General features: G+C 58.3%; 23 protein-coding genes. 3 read left to right on the top strand and 20 right to left on the bottom strand.

Translation table 11 applies throughout. The annotated features are described in order from the left end of the window. Positions 1–129 precede the first annotated feature (129 nt). From CLV41_RS13045 to CLV41_RS12965, 17 genes are all read right to left on the bottom strand, one after another. A complete protein-coding gene (locus CLV41_RS13045) occupies positions 130–1,146 on the bottom strand; it encodes a LacI family DNA-binding transcriptional regulator (RefSeq protein WP_103222855.1) in 1,017 nt (338 codons plus the stop codon). After that, the gene (locus CLV41_RS13040; protein WP_103222854.1) at positions 1,147–2,319 is read right to left on the bottom strand and encodes a dihydrodipicolinate synthase family protein; all 1,173 of its coding nucleotides are present in this window, start codon (positions 2,317–2,319) and stop codon (positions 1,147–1,149) included. A gap of 4 nt (positions 2,320–2,323) precedes the next feature. Then, on the bottom strand, positions 2,324–3,919 hold the full coding sequence (locus CLV41_RS13035) for a GMC family oxidoreductase (protein ID WP_103222853.1): 1,596 nt from the start codon (positions 3,917–3,919) through the stop codon (positions 2,324–2,326). Between the two features lie 10 nt (positions 3,920–3,929). Beyond that, entirely contained in the window at positions 3,930–4,688 is a 759-nt protein-coding gene (locus CLV41_RS13030) for a 3-ketoacyl-ACP reductase (protein ID WP_103222852.1), read from the bottom strand. After that, positions 4,685–6,163 carry a GMC oxidoreductase gene (locus tag CLV41_RS13025; protein WP_103222851.1) on the bottom strand — a complete coding sequence of 493 codons (1,479 nt, stop codon included), beginning with the start codon at positions 6,161–6,163 and terminating at the stop codon, positions 4,685–4,687. Before CLV41_RS13025 ends, CLV41_RS13030 begins: the two co-directional genes overlap by 4 nt. Positions 6,164–6,284: 121 nt before the next feature. Further along, positions 6,285–7,391 (bottom strand): ABC transporter ATP-binding protein, encoded by a 1,107-nt coding sequence (locus CLV41_RS13020; RefSeq protein WP_103222850.1) that lies wholly within the window; start codon positions 7,389–7,391, stop codon positions 6,285–6,287. A gap of 4 nt (positions 7,392–7,395) precedes the next feature. Then, entirely contained in the window at positions 7,396–8,277 is an 882-nt protein-coding gene (locus tag CLV41_RS13015; protein WP_103222849.1) for a carbohydrate ABC transporter permease, read from the bottom strand. After that, positions 8,277–9,176, bottom strand: a complete 900-nt coding sequence (locus CLV41_RS13010; RefSeq protein ID WP_103222848.1) for a carbohydrate ABC transporter permease — start codon at positions 9,174–9,176, stop codon at positions 8,277–8,279. Before CLV41_RS13010 ends, CLV41_RS13015 begins: the two co-directional genes overlap by 1 nt. A gap of 70 nt (positions 9,177–9,246) precedes the next feature. Continuing rightward, entirely contained in the window at positions 9,247–10,497 is a 1,251-nt protein-coding gene (locus tag CLV41_RS13005) for an ABC transporter substrate-binding protein (protein WP_208987488.1), read from the bottom strand. Positions 10,498–10,552: 55 nt separating this feature from the next. Next, the gene (locus tag CLV41_RS13000; protein ID WP_208987487.1) at positions 10,553–12,073 is read right to left on the bottom strand and encodes an aldehyde dehydrogenase family protein; all 1,521 of its coding nucleotides are present in this window, start codon (positions 12,071–12,073) and stop codon (positions 10,553–10,555) included. Between the two features lie 8 nt (positions 12,074–12,081). Next, positions 12,082–12,849, bottom strand: coding sequence for an enoyl-CoA hydratase/isomerase family protein (locus CLV41_RS12995; RefSeq protein WP_103222846.1), 768 nt, complete (start codon positions 12,847–12,849; stop codon positions 12,082–12,084). Continuing rightward, positions 12,846–14,420 carry an acyl CoA:acetate/3-ketoacid CoA transferase gene (locus CLV41_RS12990; RefSeq protein ID WP_103222845.1) on the bottom strand — a complete coding sequence of 525 codons (1,575 nt, stop codon included), beginning with the start codon at positions 14,418–14,420 and terminating at the stop codon, positions 12,846–12,848. Before CLV41_RS12990 ends, CLV41_RS12995 begins: the two co-directional genes overlap by 4 nt. Before the next feature lie 2 nt (positions 14,421–14,422). Continuing rightward, positions 14,423–15,424: a Gfo/Idh/MocA family protein gene (locus CLV41_RS12985; RefSeq protein WP_103222844.1), complete on the bottom strand. Its 1,002-nt coding sequence runs from the start codon at positions 15,422–15,424 to the stop codon at positions 14,423–14,425. A 699-nt stretch (positions 15,425–16,123) separates the two neighbouring features. Beyond that, a complete protein-coding gene (locus CLV41_RS12980; RefSeq protein WP_103222843.1) occupies positions 16,124–17,695 on the bottom strand; it encodes a GMC family oxidoreductase in 1,572 nt (523 codons plus the stop codon). Positions 17,696–17,714: 19 nt separating this feature from the next. Then, positions 17,715–18,239, bottom strand: coding sequence for a gluconate 2-dehydrogenase subunit 3 family protein (locus tag CLV41_RS12975; RefSeq protein ID WP_103222842.1), 525 nt, complete (start codon positions 18,237–18,239; stop codon positions 17,715–17,717). Positions 18,240–18,259: 20 nt separating this feature from the next. Next, the gene (locus CLV41_RS12970) at positions 18,260–18,655 is read right to left on the bottom strand and encodes a VOC family protein (RefSeq protein WP_103222841.1); all 396 of its coding nucleotides are present in this window, start codon (positions 18,653–18,655) and stop codon (positions 18,260–18,262) included. 114 nt (positions 18,656–18,769) lie between these two features. Then, on the bottom strand, positions 18,770–19,063 hold the full coding sequence (locus CLV41_RS12965; RefSeq protein ID WP_103222840.1) for a ribbon-helix-helix domain-containing protein: 294 nt from the start codon (positions 19,061–19,063) through the stop codon (positions 18,770–18,772). Positions 19,064–19,226: 163 nt separating this feature from the next. On the opposite strand from CLV41_RS12965, the gene CLV41_RS12960 reads away from it, so the two are divergent. Next, complete coding sequence (locus CLV41_RS12960; protein ID WP_170107185.1) at positions 19,227–19,895, top strand: GntR family transcriptional regulator; 669 nt, start codon at positions 19,227–19,229, stop codon at positions 19,893–19,895. A 53-nt stretch (positions 19,896–19,948) separates the two neighbouring features. On the opposite strand, the gene CLV41_RS12955 is transcribed toward CLV41_RS12960, so the two are convergent. After that, complete coding sequence (locus tag CLV41_RS12955) at positions 19,949–20,512, bottom strand: GNAT family N-acetyltransferase (RefSeq protein WP_328590040.1); 564 nt, start codon at positions 20,510–20,512, stop codon at positions 19,949–19,951. 533 nt (positions 20,513–21,045) lie between these two features. Between CLV41_RS12955 and CLV41_RS12950 the strand changes: the two genes are divergently transcribed. Then, the gene (locus tag CLV41_RS12950) at positions 21,046–21,531 is read left to right on the top strand and encodes a hypothetical protein (RefSeq protein ID WP_103222837.1); all 486 of its coding nucleotides are present in this window, start codon (positions 21,046–21,048) and stop codon (positions 21,529–21,531) included. Between the two features lie 151 nt (positions 21,532–21,682). Further along, on the top strand, positions 21,683–23,635 hold the full coding sequence (locus tag CLV41_RS12945; protein WP_208987486.1) for a sigma-54-dependent Fis family transcriptional regulator: 1,953 nt from the start codon (positions 21,683–21,685) through the stop codon (positions 23,633–23,635). Between the two features lie 156 nt (positions 23,636–23,791). Here CLV41_RS12945 and CLV41_RS12940 read toward each other — a convergent pair whose 3' ends face one another. Then, positions 23,792–24,835 carry an NAD(P)-dependent alcohol dehydrogenase gene (locus tag CLV41_RS12940; protein ID WP_103223085.1) on the bottom strand — a complete coding sequence of 348 codons (1,044 nt, stop codon included), beginning with the start codon at positions 24,833–24,835 and terminating at the stop codon, positions 23,792–23,794. A 429-nt stretch (positions 24,836–25,264) separates the two neighbouring features. Beyond that, entirely contained in the window at positions 25,265–26,902 is a 1,638-nt protein-coding gene (groEL, locus tag CLV41_RS12930) for a molecular chaperone GroEL (protein WP_103222834.1), read from the bottom strand. Positions 26,903–26,942: the final 40 nt, after the last annotated feature.

Raw genomic sequence — 26,942 nt, 5'->3', positions numbered from 1 at the left:
GCGTCCCGTTTAAGATCATCACTGAAATTGCTTGTGCCCATCATGGCCTCCTTGCCTCAAATTCAGGGAAGAAGGCGTCTACGATTTCAGGGGCTTTTCATATTCATATTGAGGGGAAAACAGGGCTTGTCATCGGGCAGGGACCCGAAGACTGGAGGACCGTACGATCAGTTCGACGCCTGCCCGGTATTCTGTTTCCGGGTGTTTGTCCTTTTCCAGCCATTCAAGCATGGCAGAGGCCGTGTGCTGCCCGAAAGCGGCAATGTCACAACTCACCGACGACAATTGCGGCCAGACCTGCGCGCATTCCTCAATGTCATCGAAACCGACAAGGCAGAATTCCTTCCCCAACTTGCGGCCCAGCCGTGCAAACCCCGACAGCATCCCGAGCGCCACCAGATCGTTAAAGCAAACCGCCGCATCGATCTCCGGATGCTTGTTGGTGATCAGATCGGCGGCGGCGTTGCCAAACGAACGTGAAGACCGCCCATGAAAGACCAGGGGCTCTGAGCCGGTCTCGGCCATCACCTTCAAATAGCCTGCCATCCGCTCATTGGTGATGGCGCGTCCTTCAAGACCACCGACGAAGGCTATGTTCTTTGCGCCTTGCTCCAGAAGATGCCGCGTCGCAAGTTCGCCGCCGCGAATGTAGTCGAAGGACGAAAAGGGAATGTGATCCCTGCGCGCCTCGACCTGCCTCAGAACCTGCATCGCGGGAACCCCTGCGCGAATTATCGGACCGAAGCTGCGCTCAGGCTCGCCATAAGCTGGAGAAATGATCAGGGCCGAAACGCCATGTTCGATCATCGATCCGATCAATTGCGCCTGCAGGTCCGGATCCTCGTCCGAATTGGCCACGACAGTCGCATAGCCCTTGGCCGAAAGAGCCATCTGGACCGAGGTGGCGAACTCGGTGAAGAACGGGTTGCGCAAATCGTTGATCACCAGTCCGATCAGGCCGACACTTGTGCTGCGAAGATTGGCGGCGGCACGATTGTAGACATACCCGACTTCGGCCATGGCCGCGCGCACAGTTTCAGCGGTTTCCGCCTTGACCAGCGAGCTGCTTTGCAGAACCAACGACACCGTCGACTTCGAAACCCTGGCCGTGCGAGCGACATCAAGAATGGTCGGGCGTTTGGTCATTCAGGATCGGTCTCCATCTATCCCATGCAGTGCCAGCAGCGTACTCATCCGCGAGATTGCCAGATCGGGATCCGACAGCAAACCGGCCTGATCGGCGAGGCGGAAGACCTCCCCATAGTGAGAAATCTCCCGCGACGACTGGAAGCCACCCGGCATGATGAAATGCGACTGCGCCCCGTTCATCCAGGCAAGGAAGGCGATCCCTGCCTTGTAGAACTGGGTCGGTGCCTTGAAGATCTCGCGACTCAATGCAACGGTTGGTTCCAGGAGCCGGTGATAGGTTGCCCGGTCGCCCTGCGCAAGCGCTTCCAAAGCCTGCGAGGCAGCCGGTGCGATGGCCGCGAAGATCCCCAGTAGCGCATGGGAGTAATGGGTTCCGTCCCCCTCGATGAGGGCGGCGTAGTTGAAATCGTCGCCGGTATAAAGCCGCACACCTTCAGGCAGGCGCGCCCGAAAGGCTTCCTCATGGGCCTGATCGAGCAGCGAGATCTTGATCCCGTCCACCTTGTCCGCATGGCTCATGATGATATCCAGCGCCGCGTCGGAGGCAGCGGCTACGTCCGTCGCACCCCAATACCCGCACAGCGCCGGATCGAACATGTCGCCGAGCCAGTGAAGGATGACCGGATCCCTGGCCTGCTCCAGCAAGTGCCCATAGACCCGCGCATAGGTATCGGGACCGGCGTTAATCGCCGGCAAGGCCCGTGTCGCCATCAGGATGACCTGACCGCCCGCGGCTTCCACCGCTTCGATCTGGGTTTCATAGGCTGCAATGATGGCGTCCGCATCCTTTAGCTCATCAAGGCTCTTGTGATCCGTTCCGGCTCCGCAGGCAACGCGCGGCTTCAAGGGATGCGCCTTCGCTTCCACCATCGTCCGCTCGATCAGCTCCTTTGCCGTCAACCAATCGACACCCATTCCGCGCTGAGCCGTGTCCATCGCTTCCGCCAGGCCAAGGCCCTGATCCCAGAGCCAGTGGCGGAACTTCAGCGTATTTTCCCAATCCACCGCCGGACGCCCGACCCAGGGAGCCCGCTCGGCGATTGGATCGGAGACCACATGAGCCGCCGCGAAAGCGGTCCGTGTGAAAGCCACCTTCGGTGCGCGCGGTATCAACGGTGTGCCGGTAAGGCTGTAGGAAACGAGAGTTCCCTCCTGGGACGGTAAAAGCATCGGATTAGATCCCGTGATCGGCGCGGATCATGTCGGCTGCCTTTTCGGCAATCATGATTGTTGGCGCATTCGTATTGGAGGAGACAAGCTGTGGCATGATCGAGGCGTCGACCACGCGCAACTGGTCCAGACCGCGAAACCTGAGACGCGGATCGACGACCGCGTCGTCATCCGGCCCCATGCGGCAGGTTCCCGCCGGATGATGATCGGTCTTTGCATGGCGGCAGGCGAAGTCGAAATAATCCTGATCCGTCCTGACATCGGGCCCCGGAAGACGTTCGCCCTGAACAAAAGGCTTCAAAGCATCCTGACGCATGATGTCCTGCGCCAGTTTCAAGCCGCGAATGGACATTTCCCGGTCGTAGGGGTCTTCCCAGTAGTTCGGATCGATCAGCGGTGCGTCGTTGTGGCCGTTGCTTGCAAGACGAACCGTTCCGCATGACCGGGGGCGCAGGAAGGCCGAGTTCAGGGTCACACCCGGATGGGTCATTTTAGCGACGCCGGCCTCGATCCCGGAACCAAGCCCAAGGTGAAACTGGATATCGGGCGAGCGGGCATTCTCGTCCGCATACCAGAATCCACCGGTTTCAAAGAGGCTGGAGGCCACCGGGCCTCTTTTGGTCAGCAGGTATTGAAGCCCTGCGATGACCGACCAATGCGGCTTCGCGAACTTGTCGTAGGTGTGATCGCCGGTGCATTCGGCAATCAGAAAAAGATCGACGTGGTCCTGCAGGTTCGATCCAACCGCCGCCTTGTCGAGGACCGGGTCGATACCGACACTTTTGAGGTGATCCGCCGGGCCGATACCGGACAGCATCAACAGGCGCGGCGAGCCGATCGCTCCCGAGGAAAGCAGCACTTCCGCATTGGCATGAACGACCTCTTTGCCCGCGGAGGACGCAAGTTCGACACCTATGGCTTTTCCGTTTTCCGTCACGATCCGCTGAACCATGGCATCCGTGCGGATGGTCAGGTTTTCCCGGCCTCGCGCAGGGCCGAGATAGCTCGTTGCGGCCGACGCACGCTTGGCGTTTTTCTGCGTCAGTTGGTAAAATCCGACACCGTCCTGAGTTTCGCCCGTCATGTCATGATTTCGAGGAATTCCCAATTGCGCGGCAGCTGCAAAATAGGCTTCGCAGATCGGCAATGGCGCCCGCGGCTGCGAAACCCCGAGCGGACCGCCCTTGCCGTGAAACTCATTGTCGAAGGTATCGTTGTCCTCGGCCTTCCTGAAATACGGCAGCACGTCCGCATAGGACCAGCCTTCACAGCCCAGTTGGCGCCACTCGTCATAATCCAGAGCGTTGCCGCGGGTGTAGATCTGGGCGTTGATGCTGGAGCCACCGCCAATCACCTTTGCCTGCGTATAGCGGATGACCATGTCGTTCATGTGCTTTTGCGGCACTGTCGACCAGCCCCAGCTGCCAATCCCCTTGGTCATCTTCGCAAAACCAGCGGGCATTTGATAAAATGGATGCCAGGCGCGACCACCCGCTTCAATCAGCAGGACGCGAGTAGCCGGATTTTCAGACAGGCGGGCGGCCAGTACACAACCGGCGGATCCGCCGCCGGCAATGATGAAATCGTAGGTCTCAGCCATTGGTCAATCCTCAAAGCCGATGAATCGAGAGGCCGCCATCGACCGGGATCACCGCACCGTTGGCAAAGGCGAATTGACCTTCGGCCAGAGGCACAATGACCGAGCCGATATCCTGCGGCTGGCCCCAGCGGGCAGCCGGGACCAGTCCGCCTTCAATGCGAGAGGTGTATTTATCCTTCACACCGGAGGTCATGGCCGTTTCAATGATGCCGGGGCGAATGTCGAAGACCCCGATACCGCTTTCCGCCATCCGCACGGCAAAGAGCTGCGCCATCATCGCCGCGCCTGCTTTCGAGATGCAGTATTCGGCCCGGTCAATGGAGACCATCTCCGCGCTGACCGAGGTGACGAATGTGATGGAACGATATGTTCCCGCCGGTTGGGAGAGCATTCTGCGAGCTACATTCTGGGCCAGAAAGAACGCCCCTCGCAGATTGATATCCAAAGCCAGATCGAAATTGGCGAGCGCCATGTCCAGCATATCGCCGCGGACTTTCGCTGGCACTCCGGCATTGGACACCAGTGCCGTGATCGGACCAAGGTCGGCCTCTACTTGATTCAACAAATCAGGTACCGCATCAAGCTCTCTCAGATCGTGACGAAAATAGCGGGCCTTCACTCCGAGTTTACGCAAGGCCAGCTGGACTTGATCGGCATCCGGCGCGGCCTCGGAAGCAAGCGCCACATCGTATTCGGCAGCAACCAGCGCCTCGGCAATCCCAAGGCCTATGCCTTGCTGACCTCCGGTGATGAGAGCAACGCGGTTCATGAGGCCAGCTCCTCTTTTTGGATAATCCGCGCGGCCCGCAACCCCAGAGCGGCAACCGTCAGCGCCGGATTGACGGCAGCGGATGTCGGCAGGCAGCCGGCGTCGACGACATAGAGATTTGGGTGGTCGTAAGCCCGGCAATCAGGGCGTAAGGGAGCTTTGGCCGGATCGTCACCCATCCTTACAGTGCCGCATTGGTGCGAAGGCACCGCCGCATCGAAGAGCCGGCTCAAGACCACCGGAAATCCGGCCTGTTTCAATTTGCGGGAAAATGCCCTTACCAGCCGCCGATGGGGACCCATGTTGGTTCGCTTCCAGTGCAACCGGATCTGGTCTCCATCCAAGACAACCCGGCTTTCAGGGTCCGGCAAATCTTCCGTGATCCCGTAGAAATCGATCGCATGACGCGAAATCCAGTCCAGCATGAAGCCGGGAACCGCCTTGACCTGGCCACGAAGGATATCGCCTGTGACCCGGCCCAGGAGCTGGATATTTCCGAGGGGAAAGCCACCAGCACCATCGGACAGATAGTAATCGTTGACGCCAAAGGTCTTCTGATAACGGCTGTTGTTCTTATAGCGCGGGTCAATTCCGATGATGGCGCTTGCGTTGTGGTTCATGTAGTTCCGCCCGACCTGGTCGGATCGATTGGCGACACCAGAGGCCAGAAGAAGGGCCGCGGACTGGATTGCCCCCGCGCTGAGGATGACCAGGCGCGGCGTGACCCTGAAATCTTCACCATCGACCCGGGCGTGAACCACGTTGATCCGGCCGGTGGGGTCAGCCTCCAGACGGGTCACCCGGGCATTGCTCTTCAGCTCGAAATTCGGGTTCTTCCGGGCTTGAGCGAGGCCGCATGTCTCGGCGTCCATCTTGCCGGACCGCGTGTCCGGGAAACCGTCGAATGTCGTTTCCCGGTTTGCCATCCAGGTGTCGATATCAACGCCGAGCGGCAGAGAAAACGGATGCAGTCCGGTCTTGGCCAGTCGCTCTTTAACATCGGCAATTGCAGGTTCGTGGGGTAGCGCCGGGAAAGGATAGCCATCCGATCGCGGCGGATCCGTGGGATCCTCGCCTACGGTCCCGCGCACGTTGTAAAGCCGCTCGGCGGCATCGTACCAGGGCGCGATCTCGTCATAACCGAACGGCCAGGCCGGGGAGATACCGTTTTCATGCTCCAACTCGGCGAAATCTTCTTCGCGGTACCGGATCAGGACCGCACCGTAGAACTTTGAATTTCCGCCGATATTATAATGGTTTCCCGGCGTGAAACCTCGTCCTCCGGCGTCCAGCCAAGTCTCATTTGGCATGAAATATCCGCTGCCGAAAACAGCGGCAGGATCATGCACTTCAGGCGTTTCCAGGAGCTGCTGGCCACGTTCCAGCATCAGGATGGACGCTCCCGTATCTGCCAGGCCAGCGGCAACGCTTGCGCCCCCCATGCCTGACCCGATGATCACAATGTCGGGGCTCATGTTGTATCCTTCAATGCGCTGTGCCCGTACATATCGCCCTCTTAGAACGTTCCAAAAAACAACCTGAAAAAAAGCGACCAAATTGCCGCGTTTTCACTACGAGGCAGCTAGGGTCAGAACCCTAGATCCGCTGCTCGGTTTCAGGGTCGAACAGAACTGCTTTTTCCATGTTGACCGCAAACGGGAAGACATCTCCCGGTTTCACATCGACATCGGCTCGAAACCGGCCCGTGATTTCGGTCCCGCCAAACGCGCTGACAACAAACGTATCGGAACCGGCCGGCTCCGTGATTTCAACATTCGCCTTAACGGTGTGGATCGCCTTGCTGTTGCGGTCCGCGCCATCCAGGTCCGTGATAGCTTCCGGGCGAATGCCCAGGATGACCGATCGGCCTGCATGGCTCGCAACGGAGGGATCCACGATTGGCAACACGCCGATCTGGCCGCTCTCAAGGGAAAATTCCGCCTGCGGAACACCGTTGGCGACTGCGATCTTTGCCTGAAACAGGTTCATCGACGGCGACCCCATGAAACCGGCCACGAACATATTCGCCGGATTGTCATAGATCTCCTTCGGGGTTCCGAGCTGCTGGACATGACCGCCAAACATCACCGCGATCCGCGTCGACAAGGTCAGCGCCTCGATCTGATCGTGGGTCACATAGACAATCGTGGTTCCCAGCTTCTGATGAAGCTTCTTGATCTCCGTCCGCATGTCGACCCTGAGCTTGGCATCGAGGTTCGACAACGGCTCATCGAACAGGAAAACGTCTGGATCGCGCACGAGAGCACGGCCCATTGCGACCCGCTGACGCTGACCGCCGGACAATTGTCCCGGCTTTCGCGTCAGAAGCTGAGTGATCTGCAGCAGCTCGGCAACGTCACGGACGGCCTCGTCGCGCTTGGGCTTGGGTACGCCGTGCATTTCCAGACCGAAGGCAATGTTCTGCGCGACGTTCATGTTCGGATAAAGCGCGTAGGATTGAAATACCATCGCAATGTTGCGATCCGCCGGACGCACTTCGTTCATGCGCTGATTGCGGATCGCGATTTCGCCGCTGGTGACTTCCTCCAGTCCCGCAATCATGTTCAGCAAGGTGGACTTGCCACAGCCGGACGGTCCGACCAGGACGAGGAACTCCCCCTCTTCCACCGAGATGTTCGTTTCATGCAGAACCTGCATCGCACCATAGGACTTGGTGGCTTTTTTGATGTCGAGAAAACCCATAAAATTACCCTTTCACGGACCCGGCCATCAACCCTCGAACGAAGAACCGTCCGGCGACGACGTAAACAAGGAGGGTCGGGAGCGCGGCCATGATCGCGCCGGCAAAATGGACGTTGTATTCCTTCACTCCGGTGGAGGAGGACACGAGATTGTTGAGAGCGACCGTCATCGGCTGACTGTCAAAGTCGGCAAAACTCGCGCCGAACAGGAAGTCGTTCCAGATGTTGGTGAACTGCCAGATGATGCAGACGACCGCGATCGGGCCGGATGACGGTAGCATGATGCGCTGGAAGATCTTGAAGAACCCTGCCCCATCGATCATAGCCGCGCGTACCAGTTCAGTCGGGAACTGGGCATAGTAGTTGCGGAAGTAGAGCGTCGAGAAACCGATGCCATAGACGAGGTGCACAAAGACGAGTCCAGGCACCGTTCCCGCCAGTCCCATCAGTCCCAGCATGCGCGCCATCGGGATCAGCACCATCTGAAACGGGATGAAGCACCCGAACAACATCAGTCCAAAGATGATCGTATCCCCGCGGAACCGCCACTTGGTCAGCACATATCCATTGAGAGCCCCCAGCAAGGTGGATATGACAACAGCGGGCACCACCATCAGGATCGAATTCAGGAAGTACGGCCGCAGACCCGTTGCTTCCACGCCGATCTGAGCCGTTGACCAGGCACTTGACCAGGGTGCCAAAGTCCATGCCTGCGGCAGGGACAACATCCCGCCGCCACGGATTTCATCCAGCGGCTTCAAGGAGTTCACCACCATCACATAGAGCGGCAGCAGATAGTAAATGCAGAACACGGTCAGGATCGTGTAGATGACGAACCGGGACGTTCTTCCGGTCCGCACAACGGTATCGGATGCACCACCGGCCATCAGCTCTTCTCCCGCAGTTCAGACCAGAGATAAGGCACGATGATCGCCGCGATGGTCATCAACATGATGGTGGCGGACGCCGCACCGATGCCCATCTGGTTGCGTGTGAAGGTGTAGGAATACATGAAGGTTGCCGGGAGTTCGGTGGCGCGGCCCGGTCCGCCATTCGTCAGGGCAATCACCAGGTCATAGGATTTGATCGCCATGTGAGCCAGCACCACAAAGGCGGACATGAAAGCCGGGCGAAGCTGCGGAATGACAATTCTGCGGTACAGAGCCCAATTGGAGGCGCCATCGATCTGGGCAGCCTTGAGCACTTCATTGTCAATGCCGCGAAGACCGGCCAGGAACATGGCCATGACGAATCCCGACGTCTGCCAGACTGCCGCAATCACAATGGTATAGATCGCCATTTGACGGTTCTTGATCCAGTCGAATGTGAAGCTCTCCCACCCCCACCCCTGGACAACGGCTTCAAGGCCGATGCCCGGATCGAGAAACCACTTCCAGGCCGTTCCGGTGACAATGAAGCTCAAGGCCATCGGATACAGGTAGATCGTGCGGATTGCTCCTTCGGCGCGAATTTTCTGGTCGAGGAGGATGGCCAGAGCCAGTCCCAGCACGCAGCAGATCACAATATAGAGGCCACCGAAGACAAACAGGTTGTCGACCGCGATGCTCCATGACCGCAATCGAAACAGTTTTTCGTAGTTCTCCAGTCCGACATAGCCGAAGCTCGGCAGAATTCGGCTGTCGGTCATGGACAGGTAGAACGTGAAAAAGATGAAGCCGTAAACGAAGATGACGACCAGCGCGAGGCTCGGGCTGAGGACAAGCTTCGGTAATGCCGAGCGAAGCCAGTCACCGGGCCCCTGCCGCGAAGGTACAGACTGCACCATTGAATTGGATCTCCCCAGCGCAAGGGCACACAGGTGCCCTTGCGTGGTTATAGTCAGGAAGTGACGTGCGCTACTGAGCGATCTCGACCGAGCTTACGAGCTCTTCAACCGCTGTGGCGGAATCGTATTCGCCGTTGAAATGCGCGGTGATCACATCATACATCGCATTCTTGACCGAGGCCGGGTTGGCATGGCCATGGGCCATCGAGCCAAACAGATTGTCACTTGCAGCCGCGGCGGCAAGGTCCTTCATGCCCTTCTTGCCGCACGCATCAAAAGCTTCGTCCGACACATCTGTGCGGGCGGGAACAGAGCCCTTGACCACATTGAACGCGGATTGGAAGGACGGCGACAGGATAGCGGTCGCAAGTGCGGCCTGCTCCTTGCTGACTTCCGAGCCCTGGGCAAACATGGCGAACTGGTCGGCATTGAAGGTGACCTGGTCCTGCGTACCGGGGAAACGGAAGCACAGGAAGTCCTCATCCGGGACCTTGTTCGCATTCAGGAATTCACCCTTGGCCCAATCGCCCATCATCTGGAAGGCGGCGTCGCCCTTGATGACCATGGCGGTTGCAAGGTTCCAGTCGCGACCGGAGAAGTTATCATCCACGTAAGAGCGGATCACACCCATCCGGTCGAAGGTTGTCTTCATGGTGTCCGACCCAAGGGTCTCCGGATCGAGTTCGATGAAGGCCTTGCTGTAGAACTCGGGACCACCGGTCGCCATGGCAACTGCATCGAAGATCGTAGCGTCCTGCCAGGCCTGACCGCCATGCGCGATCGCAACCTTGCCGGACGCCTTTACCTTTTCCAGGGCCGCAACGAACTCGTCCCATGTGGTCGGAACGGCGATACCCAGCTCATCGAGCACAGCCTTGTTCGCCCAGACCCAGTTGGTCGAATGAACATTCACAGGTGCAGCGACCCACTTGCCGTCATATTTGGAGAACTTTTGAAGCGCGGCGGGAACAACGTCGTCCCAGCCTTCCATGCTCGCCTGAATGTTCAGATCGGCGAGAGCGCCTTCCTTTGCCCAGTCGATAATGTCAAACCCAAGCATCTGTACGGCGGTTGGCGGGTTGCCGGCCGTAACACGGGCCCGAAGAACCGTCATCGCCTGGGTGCCGCCGCCACCGGCGACAGGCATGTCCTGCCAACCGATACCCTGGCTTTCGAGGTCCTGCTTCAGGACATTCAACGCGGCAGCTTCACCGCCGGATGTCCACCAATGCAGGACTTCCACATCCGCTGCGGACGCGACCGACGAAGCGGTCATGAAGCTTACGGCTGCTGCCAGTGAAACGAGTTTCAAATTTCGCATTTCCATTCCTCCCAAGTACTCGTTCAAGTCTTGCGCTGCTTCCCAATTTGCAGCGTCATTTCACCCAAGGTTGACGGGTCTGTCCGATCCTCATCAAGACAGACTTGACCTCGAGGAATTCCTCCAGTCCATAGTGGCCGAGCTCCCTGCCCTGACCGCTTTGCTTCACCCCGCCAAAAGGCAATTCGGCGAAACCATCCATCCAGGTGTTCGTCCAGACGGTTCCGGCCTGCACCCGGCGGGCGAACTCAAGACAGGTATGAACGTTCTCGCTCCAGACCCCGGCGGAAAGTCCATAGCTTGCAGAATTAGCCAGACTGATTGCTTCATCAAGGGTTTTAAAGGTCAGCACTGCCAGAACCGGCCCAAAGACCTCATCGCGTGCGATCGGCATTGAACTGTCGATATTCGAGACGATCGTCGGTCCGTAGAAGCACCCCGGCAGGCCATCGATCGCAAGCGCCTCACCACCCAAATGGATTTTGGCACCAGCCCGTTTGGCGGACTGAACGTAACTGTCGATTTTACCCCGATGGGCTTCCGAAATGATCGCGCCGACCTGTGTATCGGGGTGCAGCGGATCACCGAAGGAGACCTTTTTTGAAAGGGCGACAATCTTCTCGACCAATGCGCCGGCAACATCTTCGTGGACGATGATGCGGCTGCCGGAATTGCAGCATTCGCCAGCGTTGAAATAGACCCCGAAGACGATCGCATCGGCTGCCTGATCCAGATCCGCATCGGCAAAGATTGCTTGCGGGTTCTTGCCGCCCAGCTCGAGCGATACTTTTTTCAACGTTCCGGATGCCGCAGCAACAATGTGCTTTCCGACGGCAGTCGAGCCGGTGAAGGTCACAAGATCGACATCCTCATGCGTCGACATCAGGCTCCCGACCGGGTCGCCAAAACCGAGAACGATATTGGCAACACCGGCCGGCAGCCCGGCTTCCATTAATAGCTCGCCTAAAATCACCGTGGTCGATGGGGTTAGCTCTGACGGCTTGATCACGGCGGTACAGCCAGCGGCGAGCGCGAATGGAAGCTTCTGGCTGACAATGAGAAACGGGAAATTCCAGGGGGTGATGATCGCCGCGACACCGATCGGTTCCTTCAGGACAACTCCGAGCATGTCGGAGCCGAGCGAATTGTGACTGTCGCCATGGACGGTGCGGGCCAGAGCCGCCGCATAGCGCCAGAGGTCGACGGATCCTTCGATCTCGGCCTTGGCCTGGGAGATCGGCTTTCCGCTTTCGAGCGTCTCCAGCAGCGCAATGCGCTCCACATTGGCCGCGATCAGGTCCGCAACGCGCAACAGCAGCTCCGAGCGCTGCTTGCCGGAAGTCTGCGGCCAGCCGGACGTATCAAAGGCCTTTCTGGCTGCTGCAATGGCAGCATTCGCATCGGCCTCTCCCCCCCTTGCGGAAAGGCTCACAAGGGTCTTGTGGGATGGCGAACCGCGTTCGAATATCGCGCCGTCGGCACTGTCCTGCCAGCGCCCGTCAATCAGGTGGCGGCCACGAAAAGTCTCGTGGTTCGTCTTTGATTTCTTGCCGTGAACGAGGGTCAATTGCGACATGAGACTTCTTAGCTTCCTGGAAATTCGGGAGTGCGCTTTTCGGCGAAAGCGGTCACGCCTTCGGCCCGGTCGGCGGTGGCGGCAACCATGCCGCTCGCCAGCGCTTCGATCATCGACGGGCGGTCTTCACCTACTCCCGCATGGATCATGTATTTGGCAACTTCCGTTGCCCGTGGGGACGTCGCGGTCAGCTTGTCCAGGATCGCCCGGGCGGCACCTTCCGGATCATCGGATATCTCCGCGGCAAAGCCGAAACCATAGGCCCGGTCCGCGGATATCCGCCGTCCGAATAACGCCATCTCCTTGATCACCGGCTCCGGCAGCAACCGGACAAGGCGCTGGGTTCCGGACCAGCCCGGCACGATCCCGACATGCGTTTCCGGCAGCGAAATTGTCGCTTTGGGTGCCATGACGCGCAGATCGCAGGCCGCCGCCAGTTCCAGCCCGCCACCGAATGCATGCGCGCCGAGCGCCGCGGCCGTTGGCTTTGAAAGCCTTGCCAGACGATCGAAAATCCGGTGTCCGTCGCGCACCCAGTGCCGGGCAAACTCGGCAGGCGGAATGTCCTGCCATGCCTTGATGTCAGCTCCTGCGCAGAATGCCTTGGCGGGCTCGGCCATCAGCAGCACCCCGAGCACGGCGTCTTCCCGTTCCAGCGAGACGCAATGCGCCTCAAGGTCCGCCAGCATGGAAGGGGTAAACGCGTTCAACTTGGACGGATTGTCCAAAGTGAGGGTTGCCACCGGGCCATCGATCTTGAGATGAACGGCACTCACAGGCTCAGCCCCATAGGTGCCTGCCGCAAGAGAGACAGCGGCATTACGGTCGCATTGGCGGCAATCGCCACCAGGCCCTCGGACGCATCGACAATATCCTTCTGGGGATCAATGCCGGGCATGATTTCCATTGCGACCAGGCCGTTTTCGGTAAGCCGCATCACACATCGTTCCGTGACATAGAGAACCTCCTGTCCGGTGCGAAGTCCGCGTTGGCCGGCAAAGGTCACATGCTCGACGGCTTCGACCATCTTGGTGAACTTGCCCGGCCTGACCACCCGCAATCCGCTCTCGTCCAGCGCGAGTTCCGCTCCGGCTTCAAAGAACCCGGAAAAAACGATCTTGCGGGCATGGGCGGTGATATCGACGAAACCGCCACAGCCGGCCGTCAGATAGGGTTTCTTGCCGAGCTTAGAGACGTTGACGTTGCCTTCGGCATCGACTTCCATGAACGACAGAAACGAGATATCGAAACCGCCACCCTGGAAATAGGTGAACTGGTTCGGAGACGGGACGAAGGCATCGGCATTGGAGGCACAGCCGAAGGCAAAGCCGGTGAGCGGCATGCCGCCGACGGCGCCCTGCTCGATCGCCCAGGTGACTTTCTTTTCATGCCCCTCTTCCAGCAGGATACGCGGAACCAGTGCGGAGATGCCAAAGCCAAGATTGGCGGTCTGGCCATCCTTCAGCTCCATCGCGGCCCTGCGGGCGATAACCTTCTCGACGCTGTGCGCGGCCAGTGAGAAACTGCTCCACGGCCGCATGATCTCACCGGAAATCGCCGGATCATAATCCGTTTCAGTGGTCTGCTTCTGGTGCGGAGCAACAACAATCAGATCGACGAGATGTCCGGGCACATGCACATCGTGCGGGCGCAGAGAGCCGGTCGAGGTAACACGCTTGACCTGCGCGATGACCAGCCCGCGATGATTGCGGGTGGCAATTGCCTGATCCAGCGCGCCAAGGGTCGCCCCTTCGTGTTCATAGGTCAGGTTGCCATGTTCATCTGCCGTGGTCGCGCGAATGATGGCGACATCCGGCACGATGTTGGGAAAATGCAGCCAGGTTTCATCGCAGAACTCCCGCCGGAACACGATAGGGGCAGCCGCCGCCTGCTGGTTCATCGCACAGCCTTCGCGCACCGGATCGACGAAAGTTTCCAGACCGACCTTGGTCAGGACGCCCGCCTTCCGTGCGGCGGCATCGCGGTGCATGTCGAACAGAATTCCGGACGGAACGTTGTAGGCCGCGGCGCGGTTCTCAACGACCATTTTCCAGATTTCCGGCATCGGCCGCGACGACGGACCGGAGGGGTAGGACCCGGCAATGATGCGCGACAACAAGCCATCGCGGGCAATATGATCAATACCCTTGACGCCGTACATGTCTCCCGCAGCAATCGGGTTCAATGTCGTCAGGTTCCGCGGATGGCCTTCCCTCTCGAACCGGTCGCCAAGCGCCTCCAGAACGGTGTCCGGGCAACCGAGAGCCGACGAAGACGAGATGGTTACCACCGCATTGTCCTGAATGCGGGCGACGGCCTCTTCGGGGCTGACGATCTTGCTCGCCATGTTCAAATGCCTCCGTAGTCGACAGAGACACGGGAGCCGGACCTTGCAGCCTCAGCCACTGCTTCGGCAACGGCCAGAGACTTGACACCATCGACCCCGCTTGCGGATGGGCGGCCCTTGCCAGCGACCGCATCGCAGAACATTGCGACGGCGCGCGCATAGAGATTATGCTCGCTGAATGGCAGTATTTCGCGTCCGGCTCCGGTAACGAGTTCAATCTCGCCAACCGGCTTCTGCGTCATCACATTGCGGGCGACGATCGATCCTTCAGTGCCATGCACTTCAAAGCCGGTGCCCGGGTATTTGTGCGTGAAGCTCTCATGGGTCTGAACCATCGCGCCGGACGGCATTTTCCAAACGGACATGCAGCTGTCCTCAACGCCTTCGCCCAATCCCGAGGCCGCAGACATCGCGGCTACTTCCTGAGGGTCCTCCTCGAGATGGAACCGGACCGTATCGGCGTCATGAACGACAATGTCCGGGATCACACCACCACCGGCGCCCGGGTTGTTGATCCGCCAGCCCTGCAGATGCGGCGGAAGGAAAACGGCATGAAACACCCGAACACTAAGGACCTTGCCGATACGGCCATCCTCTATCGCCTGCTTGATCGCAAGGTGAGAACCGGCATTTCGAAGATGGTGATTGGTGGCAAAGACCAATCCCGCGCTCTCGGCGGCTCGAACCATGGCAATTGCATCCGCGACGTTCATCGCGAGCGGCTTCTCGCACAAAACATGCTTGCCGGCAGCAATCGCGGCCATCGCCTGGGGAAAATGCTTCTCGTTGGTGGTCGAGATATAAACCGCGTCGATGCCGGGATCGCTCAGCAGATCATCCAGATCGGCGACACCGCGTGCGATATCGTGTTTGTCAGCGTAGGACCCGGCACGCTCCGCACTCGAGCTCAGGACTGCGGCCACCTCCCCGTCCCCGACAGACCGCATGGCGTCTATCATCCACTCGGATGCGATAGTACTTGCCCCGATCAATCCCCAGCGCATACGGCCTCCAAACCAACGAAATTAGAACGTTCCAAAGATTAATTGGAACGATCCAAATTTGTCAATATTCCAAGCCAATTATTTTCAGATGGTATTTTCGGGAAGAGAGGCCAAGGCTAGACATTCGCCTGAAAAATCAAACTCATGGGCCCAAAAATAACCGAGCGTATCGGCAGCAAACAGGAAAAAATGAATAGATGAAGTCGTTGCCACCCTACACACACGACGTTTCAATGGCGATGTCAGGGATCACGAGATGTGAACGACGGCAGCCATGCCATCTATTCAGATCCAGAAGGTGGTGGTCGCTGAAAACTCAGGAAAGGGCGTTGATCTGATGATCCACGGTCGGCTGGCGACGACCCTCGCGGCCCTTGAAGCGTCGCGAGAAGAGGAACGCCACCTGAAGTCAGAATACCGCAAAGCCTGCAATTCTGCCGCTGGCCAACCCCAATCAGGACTTGCTCCCCGATGGCCTTTGAACGCAAAAACCCCCGTCGATTTGATAGGACGGGGGTTTTGATTTGGTTGCGGGAGCCTGATCACACCGAGACTTTAAACTTTGCTATTTATCTCGTCACTCCGGAACCGCTTCGATTGATTGGTTGTTAATTTTCCAGATTCCGGTGCCGCGCAATCGTAACTCCCAGATGGCTACCGGGCAGCATTTATGCCGCCCGGCCGGTCCAATTCTGTTGATCAGATATTGCCCGCGCTCAATTCACGCGCGATGTGATCCGCCTGGCGGATTGCGAGCGCAACGATCGTAAGTGTAGGATTTTCCGAAGCTCCCGTCGTGAACTGGGAGCCATCGGATATGAAGAGGTTCGGGATGTCGTGGGTTTGGCCCCACTTGTTGACCACCCCGTCTCTTGGCTTTTCGGACATCCGGTTGGTACCGAGATTGTGGGTCGATGGGTATGGCGGCGTCGGGAATGTCCGGGTTGCCCCGACCGCCTCGTAGATAGCCTGCCCTTGTTTGTAGGCATGATTTCGCATGGCGACATCATTGGGATGATCGTCGAAATGCACGTTGGCGACCGGAAGGCCCCATTGGTCCTTGACATCGTGGTTGACGGTTATGCGGTTGGTTTCCTGCGGCATGTCTTCGCCGACGATCCACAAACCGGCCATGTTTTCATAAGAATCCATCGCGGAGGTGAATTCTCGTCCCCAGGCGCCGGGATCAAGGAAAGCGGCCATGAACGGCAGACCGAGCGACAGGGTTTCCAGCTCGTAGCCCCCGACGAACCCGCGCGAGGGATCGTGCCGGGCTTCATCCTGAATGATGCCCGCCATGGTCGTTCCGCGCCACATTTTTACCGGCTTGTCGAACACCGCGTAGACCGAACCGGTCATGTGCCGCATGTAATTGCGCCCCACCTGCCCGGAGCTGTTGGCCAGCCCGTCCGGGAACATTGCGGATGCCGAGTTGAGCAGCAGCCGCGGGCTTTCGATCGAGTTGCCGGCGACACTGACAAGCCGTGCTTTCTGCAGCTGAAGACTGCCGTCCTTGTCGAAATATTCGACACCCGTCACCTTGCCCTGGTCATTATGCACGATACGCGCCACATGTGCATGATCGCGAACTTCGAGGTTTCCCGTCGCTTCGCCCCGCGGAACGTCGGTATAGGCCGAGGACCATTTGGCTCCCCATTTGCAGCCCTGGAAGCAGAACCCTGTCTGCTGGCAAGAGACCCGGTCATCATAATCGGCCGAATTGATCGCCATCCGGCCCGTATGAACCTCCTTGTAGCCAAGCGCCTTTGCGCCCTTTTCAAGAACAAGAAAATTGTTGTTGCCCGGCAGGCCGGCGCGGCCGCCGGTTCGCGTCACACCGAGCTTGTCTTCAGCCAGAGTGTACCAGGGATCGAGTTCCTCTCCCGTAATCGGCCAATCGAGCAGGTTCGCGCCCTGGACGGCACCGTAAGTGGTTTTCGCCTTCCATTCATGTGGCTGAAAACGCAGCGAAGCCCCCGCCCAGTGGATCGACGATCCGCCGACAGCTTTGACGATCCATGCGGGAAGACCGGAAAAATCCCTGGAAACACGCCAGTCACCGGACGTCGTGCGCGGATCCACCCACGCCAGTTGTCCGAAGCTTTCCCATTCGTCATTGACGTAGTCTTCCGGCAGATAGCGTCCGCCTGCCTCAAGGGCGACGACGCTTACGCCTTTCTGCGCCAGTTCGTTTGCCAGCACGCCTCCCCCGGCGCCTGTTCCGATGACAACAACAACACTATCGTCGTTCAGGTCAAAAGGTGCAGCCATGGTTATTCCTCCCGAAGGCTCAAAGCCAGTTTATGTCGTTGAAGCCCCGATCGATGTATCCACCGAGCTCAAAGGATGCCCCTTCGTATCCAAACAGGGGCCAAACGGCCTTCTGGTTGTAAAGGCCGGTCACAAGGCCACCGCGGATCTTCTGGAAAAACGGGCTTTCTTCCATGGACTGAAGGACACGCACGCGATCGGCTTCCCATCCGATATCGAGATAGGACGCGAACCCCTTGCCGCGGGCGGCCGAATTCAAGGCCTCGATCCCGGCTTCGATATCTTCGGCATTGTCCGGGTTGTCATACCCCTTCACCGCGAGGACGTAATATTCGTCGCCGATGCGGTCATGCGGGTAGATGTCACGGGCCATTTGAACCAGGGACGCAAACGTCTCCGGCTTCACAGTCGTCAGTTCCGTTGCCCAGGCAGCGTCCTTGGCCGCCATGAATCCGGAACCGACCACAAACACGGCGCCCGCAGCACTCACCCTCGTGAGGAGCTGACGCCTGGTCAATCCTTTCGGGCCCTTGGGACTTTTCATTTTCTCTCCTCCCACTTGAATCACTTGAACCGGCCTCCACGCTCCAGCACCTCGATCTGGTAGCCGTCCGGATCAGCGACAAAGAAAAACCGCGCAACAACCTCCCCGGCAGGCGCGAATTCGACGAGTTTTCGGGGGTGCAGACCTTCGGCTTCGAACCGAGCATGTTCCGCATCGAGGTTCTCGACCGAAACGGCCAGGTGACCGTACCCGTCACCCAGGTCATAGGGATCCGTGCGCCCCTTGTTGACGGTCAGCTCGACCTCAAAACCGGATTCCGGATTGCTCAGATAGACAAGGGTAAAATCCGGAAAGTCCAACCGGTCGGCGACTTTCAGACCGAAGGCCTTGTCGTAAAAATCGACAGACCGGCGTTCGTCCAGAACCCGGACCATAGAATGGATTGCTTTGGCCAAATGCCGCTCCTGCTGGATTTTTCACATCACAACAGGAGCGTAACGCCGCCGACCCGGGGCGCGGGTAGTATGCCTATACTGCCACCGGGAAAATTTACGGCGCAGTCTCGACAGTTATTCAGCGGCGATGGAGGCGGCGTGGTGATCGGGTGACATTTCCATGAACTTCAGGCAGGCGCAGCGCAGCAGCGATGTGAAGTTCGATGGCTCCCCGCTCAGCTGCAACACCTCCGAGTGCAACGTGGAAATGAAGACCGGTGTGGTGACGCCTTCAGTCGCGGCTATCTGGTCAAGAATTTGCCAGAACGAGTTTTCAAGGCGAATGCTCGTGCTTTGCCCGTTCAGGCGCAGCCGCCTCGTATGACTTGCATATCTCTCCGGTTCCTGACCGGCAAAAACATGGCACATCGGCTCTCCTCCAACGATGCACTGGTTATGCCAGAACTTATCCTTTTGATGACATACCGAATTTTGTATACGAAATAAGGGTATTCTCTCTATTGAATTGGTCAAGTCCCAATTAATGCACGTCCTGCTCGAGGGTGTCCGGCAGCAAATCGCGGAACAGAAGATGGACTCGATCAAGCCCCGAAAATCGCTCGTCGAGCAGACCTACGAGATCCTGCTCAACGCCATCTGCACCGGTGAACTGGGGCCTGGAGAAAGACTGACACAGGATGAGATCGCCGCAAAACTCAATGTTTCCCGGCAACCTGTTAACAGCGCCATTTCCATTTTAAAAGCCAATCAGCTCGTTGCCGATACAGGCCGCCGCGGTGTCATTGTAACCCCGATTGACCGGGATCTGTTTCAGTCGATCTACGAATTCCGGTCCGTCATCGAACCTTTCGCCGTTCGCCTGGCCGGCATGCGGCTGCCGGAAAGCGCGAAGAACCATGCCGGAGCCATCCTCGAAAGCGGCAACGCAGCAGTGCGGTCAGGGGACGTCGGTGCGATGCTGCAAGCGGATATCGATTTCCACGAAATGATTTTCCGGTGGAGCGGCAATCCGGTTATCGAGAATTCAATGCGGATCAATTGGCATCACATTCGCCGGTCAATGGCGGTCGTCCTCAAAGACCCGGACGCCGCCCTTCCGGTCTGGAAGGACCATGCGGATATTGTTGACCATCTGCTGGCGGGAGATACCGAAGGCGCTACGGCTTTCATGCACAATCACATCGAGAAAGCCCACTCCCGGTCAAGAACCGCGCTTGAGGCATTGGAGCCCAGCGAATAGCCACGGTTCAGGGTGGAAAATTTTCAGGGCAGCAAAGGTGACCGGCTCTCCTTTCAGTCTCCCTCTTTATGGATCTGCCAGGCACTGCGGGACAATAGCAGCGGAACGAATTCCTCCGCTGTTTCGGTAACGAAGGAAAAGCGCCGTTTGTTCGAACCGCTCCGCTCGAAACCCTTTCTGGTCAACAATGCGAGCGACGCCTCGTTTGCGGTATGAACTTCGGCTTTGATCGGGAGATCAACTGGTTTGGAAAAATAGTTTTCGGCCAACCAATCGATGGACCGGCTGGCCAACCCCTTCCGCCAGAACTTGCAGACCACCCAGAAAGTCAACTGACTGGACAGCGTAACGATGCCGGCGAACGCACCGTTCAATTCCATGGTCCGGGAGGCCTGCCCCGAACTGCAGAGAAATTGCAGGTAGGTATGCAACGTCGCCTCGTCCGGCGGGTATGGAAGAGCCGCCAGATATCGGGAGACGGATCGCGTCGCCAACGCGTCGGCGATCATCGGACCGTCTCCGATCAAGGTCCGCCTCAAGTGAAGCTGTCCGGCAGGAAGACTGATGTCGGCACTCTCCGGCAAAGCGCTTACCGCAGCGTAAGCGTCGTCTGTCACCACAATTCCCTCATCTTCAACCTATTACCGGCACCCCGACGCATCCGTTGCAACCGCTAATATTTCACCAAACATCTTGCTGCACTGCAAAATATTCTTTTCTTGAATACGATACCTTATCCAGCGTTTGACGTTAATTTTGACCGGCCTCACTGTATGTAAACATTTTTTTCCTTACCAAATAAAATCGTGACAACAATGATAGGTAATTTAACCAACAAAAACTGGACTTTCTTCTAGTAGCTGAGTAAATTTGTCGCACACTAGAGGCCAAGGAACCTCGGTCCTCGCCGGCCAATCGGCAGAGCGAACCAGCGGTCAAAATGGGAGGGAGACCTAGTGTGTCAGGAAGACGCGGCGCAGATGAGCGCGGCGCGTTTTGGACGTGTCCTGCCACCAGGCCAGCCAATACCTCTACGATGAATGCACTCAGGCGTTTGGGGAGGCGTCAGACCAACCAGTCTGTCGATTCCCGGATGATTGTCCGGGAGACGTGACCAACCCGACTCGAACGCATCCAGGGAGACGATAGAGTGGTTGACATTTTTTCCAAGAAAGACGGTCCCCGGCGCGAAGACGTTGCCGCAAAACGCCTGATCAACGAAAACCGGGCCACGATCCATCGCCTTGCCGACCAGATAAGCAACGGCGGATTTTCACGCTCGCGCGAAAAGTTGAGGCAATCCCGGCAGGAACCGAAACCGGACGGGCTGATCATCCATATACTTGGCGGCTCGCAAACCCGGGAAGAAACCGATCCGGCCGTTCGGATCAGCGCGAACAATCGTGTGTTCGTGATGGACAAGATCTCGGGCAAGCAGTTGTTGTTTCTGGGAGAGATCCGCAGCAGGGGAACGACGCGCTATTTTGCGCTGGCAACCGAGGAAAACGGGTTCATCTCTCCCCTGGAAGAGGACGTCGAACAGGATCTTGAGGACCTCAACGGAATTGTAATCGAAACGCCGGACATCCAGGAAAAGTTTCTTGAAGTGATGCGCAAAAGGCTCGAGGTCTCCTGACCCCTGTCCTTAGGACGAAATTGTTTGCCCGCTACGGATACTCTCCCAGCCTAGGACGACAATCAGCATGTTGACGAGTTATTTCTCTTCGAGAAAATCAGCAAGATCTGACACGCCGACACCCGGTTTCCATAACAACGAACGCGCAACGATGCGTGCCTGGGAACAATATGTCGAAGGCCGGCTGGAAACAGAGGAAATCGAACGTGGGTTTGCCGGCGTTCGCCCCGAGATCCTGAAGTCCTGGGACCGCAGTTCCGACTGGGGCATCAGTGCGTTGTCGGATGCAACACCCACGAAACTGACCGCCGATCACGTCAAATCCCTGAGCCAGAAGAATCAGAGCCTGGTCAGTGCGGCGCAGGCCGCCTTTTCACGGCTGGCCCCGCATCTTGCGGAATCAGGCGCCATCCTGATCCTGACGGATAAAAACGGTGCCATCATCGAAGCTATCGGCGACCCTCAGACAATCGATGCCGGACGCGATATCCAACTGGAAATCGGCGGCGTCTGGGCCGAGGGCGTTATCGGCACAAATGGCATCGGAACGGCGCTGAGCACAGGCAAGGCAGCCTATGTCCATGCTTCCGAGCATTTTTGCCTCGGGATCAAGGCCTGGACCTGCGCCGCCGCACCGATCTTCGATCCACTCGACAAGAGCGTGGTTGGAGTGGTCGATCTCTCAGGCCCGCCCAATATCTTCCGCCCGCATAACATGGCGCTCGTCGTCGCGGCCGCCCGGGAGATCGAGATCGCGCTTTACGAAGATTTGCGGGAAGAACGAACGATTCTGCTCGAGGCATTTATCGATTTGCCCACGCCGCCGGACAATGCCGACGGCGTCGTGCTGTTGAACCGGCACGGCCGGATCATCTACAGCCGCAACACCGACAGAATTCCGTTTCCTCGCGCACAGCAACTGGGTATAGGGCAGATATTGCTCACCATGCGGCCGGAAATGACCGGGGGCCAGTTGGCCGAGGCCCTGCCGCGTGAACTTGTGACCAAAGGCGTCGAACTTCTGAAAACCGAGGGGGAAACCCGCGGTGCGGTGGTCATTCTTCCCGGGCAGTCGGTGTCGAAGAAAAGCTCGGCACGGCCCAGCAGCGTCAAAATCGCACCGCGCGTGGGTGTCAACGAAGACGAAATTCAAATCGTCGGTAATTGCCCCAAGATGCTGGAGGCAATGGATTTCGCCCGCCGCGCGGCGGAGGCCAATGTCACGGTGCTCGTGCAGGGCGAAACAGGTGTCGGCAAGGAACTTTTCGCGCGGCTCATTCACAGCCACCACACCGAACGCGATACCCCTTATGTCGCAATCAATTGCGCCGCGATTTCAGGCGATCTGATCGGCGGCGAACTCTTCGGCCATGTTGCCGGTGCCTTTACCGGAGCGCTGCGCGATGGAAAGGCCGGAAAATTCGAATTGGCCAATGGCGGAGTGCTTTGTCTCGACGAGATCGGAGACATGCCGCTGGAACTTCAGTCCTATCTGCTACGCACACTCGAACAGCGAGCCGTCTATCGTATCGGCTGCAACCGCCGCCGGCCGATCGACGTACAACTCGTCGCCATGACCAACCGCAACCTTCGTCTGGATATCGAAGAAGGCAGCTTCCGCCGCGACCTGTTTTACCGGATTGGCGCAATCGTGATCGACGTTCCGCCGCTGCGCGAACGGGGCAAGGACATCGAACAACTGATTGACCACATCAACCAGACCGTGGCTCGGAAGTTCGGCCGTGAGCCGTTAATTCTCGACGACAGTGCCCGCGCCGCACTTTGCGCCTACCGCTGGCCCGGCAATGTGCGCGAGTTGCGGAACACCATTGAACGGTTGCGACTGCTGTCCCCGGGCGATCATGTATCGGTTTCAGACCTGCCCACCGAAATCACAATCCCGGACGATGACATGCTCCTTCCAGGAGACCACCGGACCTTGATCCCTGAAAGGCTCAATCTTGACGCCATCGAGTCCGTTGCCATCCAAAGGGCAATCGAACTTGAAGGGGGAAACCTTTCGAAAGTGGCCACATCGCTGGGAATTTCCCGTCCGACCCTCTATCGAAAAATCAGGATCTACGGACTCGATCGAGGCAAATAGCCGCCGGCACGGCCTGAAGGCACGCTCGCCGGAATATATGAAACATCTTGCTTGAAATTTGTCTGTCCGCTGGATCAAATCTGCACAGCCGGATCAAGCCTTCCGACGACGACATGCATGCCACGCTGTCTCCGGAAGACTCGATATTCAAATCACTTACGGCACGATAACCCCGCGCCCGGTGAAGCGATGATCCTTGAAATCCCTGATTGCGGTATTGATGTTGTCGAGCGAATACTCAGTGTAGTGCATTTTCACCAGGCCGTCCGCATTCATCTCCATCAGTTCGACCAGTTCGGTGTAGTCCCCGACCAGGCTTCCGCCAATCTTGATTTCGTTGACCACCAGTTCGACGGTCGGGATTTCTATCGTGCCGCCATAGCCGACGACAATCAGTTCGCCTCCCTGCCGCAGCAGTTTCCAGCAGATGTTCTCAACGCCGAGTTCACCGACGAAATCGATCACCACATGACTACCGCCGCCGGTGACTTCCTTGATCGTCTCGATGAGATCCGGCCCGCCATCCAGAACGATATCCGCCCCCAACTGCTTGGCCAGAAGGCGTGCGCCCGGTTCGCGGTCAACAGCGATGACGCGCGCTCCGCAGATGTGCTTGAGGCACTGGACCGCGATGTGGCCCAGTCCGCCGACCCCTAAAACCGTGACATAGGCTCCCGGATAGACAAGCCGCGCCGCCCGTTTTGCTGCCCGGTAGGCGGTGATGCCGGCATCGGCCATCGGAGCCACTTCCAGGGGCGTGATATCCGTGTTCAGCTTGATCAGGGAGCGCTCGTTGGTGAGAAAATATTCGGCAAACCCGCCATCCAGCCCCAGGCCGGGAAATTGCCCGTGGTCACAATACATGTCGTGCCCATAGCGGCAGTTCAAACATGTTCCGCAACTGCGGAACGGATGACAGATCACCGCGTCACCCGGTTTGACAGCGGTGACGTTGCTGCCGACGTCTTCCACCCACCCGGCATTCTCGTGCCCCATGATATAGGGTAGAAGACTACCTTCGACATCCATGATGTCCTTCCACACACCTTCGATAATGTGCAGATCCGTCCGGCACAGGCCGGCCGCGCCGACCTTCACGATCACTCCGTCCGGCGTGTTGATTGTGGGTGGCGAGACGTTCTCGATCTTGAGCTCGACATTCATCGCCGGATCATATTCGTAAAGCCTGGCTGCTTTCATGACGGGTCCTTTCCTTATTCCGATGATCTCCGGTGCCATGCCCATCGGCACCGAGTTGAGCTCCTGGAGCATCCAGTGTTCAAAACACCCCGGATTTCTCTAACGCTCTAGGGTCTGTGGACAATTAGGTTTGGGTCGCGGCGCGAGCCGGATTTCGGTGTCCGAACAGGAGGAAAGTCCGCAGTGGTGCCGCCCACCACAAGGACTTTCCGACGCAGTCGGGACCGAAATCCACCGCGTCTCGAAGAGATTTGGCGCAAAACGCCCATTTCGGCGTCCCAATGTCTTGAAAGGGAACACCCTTCCCGCGACCTTGCTTCTTGAACTGGGCGTTTTGCATCCAAACCTCGACCAAATCCTTAGTGTCCACAGACCCTAGAATTGTTTCATTTTCTGACTTGCACTCGGTCCGTTGGGACGAGCCTCTTTCTAGGGGCGGCCGAGAAGTTCCGAGCCGCCGCCAAGCGCGGGTCCGGAGGTCGGATCCACTTCGCCTTCTTCCAGATCGCCAACCAGCGTTTCGGTGGTCAGGATCAGCATCGCGACGGATGTGGCGTTCACAAGCGCGCTGGCGGTCACCCGAACCGGGTCGATCACGCCGGCGGCGAACATGTCCTGGAACTCTCCAACCGCCGCGTTGAAGCCGATGCCCGGCTGGGCTTCGGTGACAGTGACGACGACCGATTCCGGATCGGCTCCGGCATTGCTCGCAATGCGCGCCAGCGGACGTGTCAGGACACCGCGGACCAGCTCGACGCCTGCTTTGACGTCGCTTTCGTTTTCGGAAACCAGGCCCTTGAGAACCCAATCGATTTGCGCCAGTGCTGTTCCACCACCGGCGACGACGCCATCCTCGAAGGCCGCGCGCACTGCGGAAAGGGCATCATCGATAAGCTGTATCTTTCGCTTCTGCTCGACCGGCGTAAAACCGCCGGCAAATATCACCGCTGTTCCGCCGGTAAGCTTCGACAGCCGTTCGCGCAACTTGTCCTGTTCGATATTGGGAGGTGCCACGTCATATTGCCGCTGAACCTGCGCCCTGCGTGCCACGATGGCCAGTGGATCTCCCTCACCTTTCAAGATGGAAGTGTGGGACGCCGAAACCTTGACTTTCTGGGCTCCGCCGAGCTGGGCCAGAGTAACTTTTTCGATCTTTTTGCCCAGGTCCCGCGCGATGACTTCACCACCCGTCATGATCGCCAGATCGTCCATCATCGCCGTTCGCCAATGACCGTATTCCGGCGGGTGCACGATCAGGTATTTGCCCGGCCCGCCGTCTTCCAGCAAGGAAACGACCACATCGGGCGCGATTTCCTCGGCAATGATCAGCAGCGGACGTCCGGCCTCTGCGGCAAGCCGGCGCGCATTGTCCAGGATTTGCGGCGCCAGAATTTTCTGATCCGTCAGCAGGATCAGCGGATTTTCCAGAACCGCGTCCATTTGCTCGCGATCGGTGACCATGTGATGCGAGATATAACCCCGCTCGAAGGACATGCCTTCGATCACTTCAAGCGTCGAATCGACGGTGACACCGAATTCGGCTGTGATGATCCCTGAATTGCCGACTTTCCTGTAAGCTTCCGCAACGAGCCCACCCAGTTCCGGGTCGGTGGCCGACACTCGGGCGACGGCTTCCAGGTATTCCGGATTTTCCACACAAGAACGCGATGACTGGTCGAGCCCTTCCACGATCTTCTCCACCGCAAGCTCGATACCGCGGCAGAGATCAACCGGCTTGACTCCACTGGCGGTGAGCTCAACACCCTTCTGGATGAGTGCGTTCGCCAACACGATCGCGGTCGTGGTTCCATCGCCGACCACTTCGTTGGTCTGCATGGACACTTCCCGCACGACTTGCGCACCCATATTCTCGAACCGGTCGGGCAATTCGATCTCCGAGGCGATCGACACGCCGTCTCGGGTGATCAGCGGTGTCCCCACAGGTCGGTCGATCATTGCGTTCAGGCCCTTCGGCCCGAGTGTGGGCTCGACGGCTGCAGCGAGTTTCGCCACGCCCCGGGCCAACGCGGTGCGCGCGGCACCGTTGTGAATGAGTAATTTGGCCATGTTCAATTTTCCTGTTGTTGGTGACACCGCGTGGCGGCGC

The sequence above is a fragment of the Roseibium marinum genome (assembly GCF_002906165.1).
Lineage (GTDB): Bacteria > Pseudomonadota > Alphaproteobacteria > Rhizobiales > Stappiaceae > Roseibium > Roseibium marinum.
This window is presented reverse-complemented; position numbering and strand designations above follow the sequence as displayed.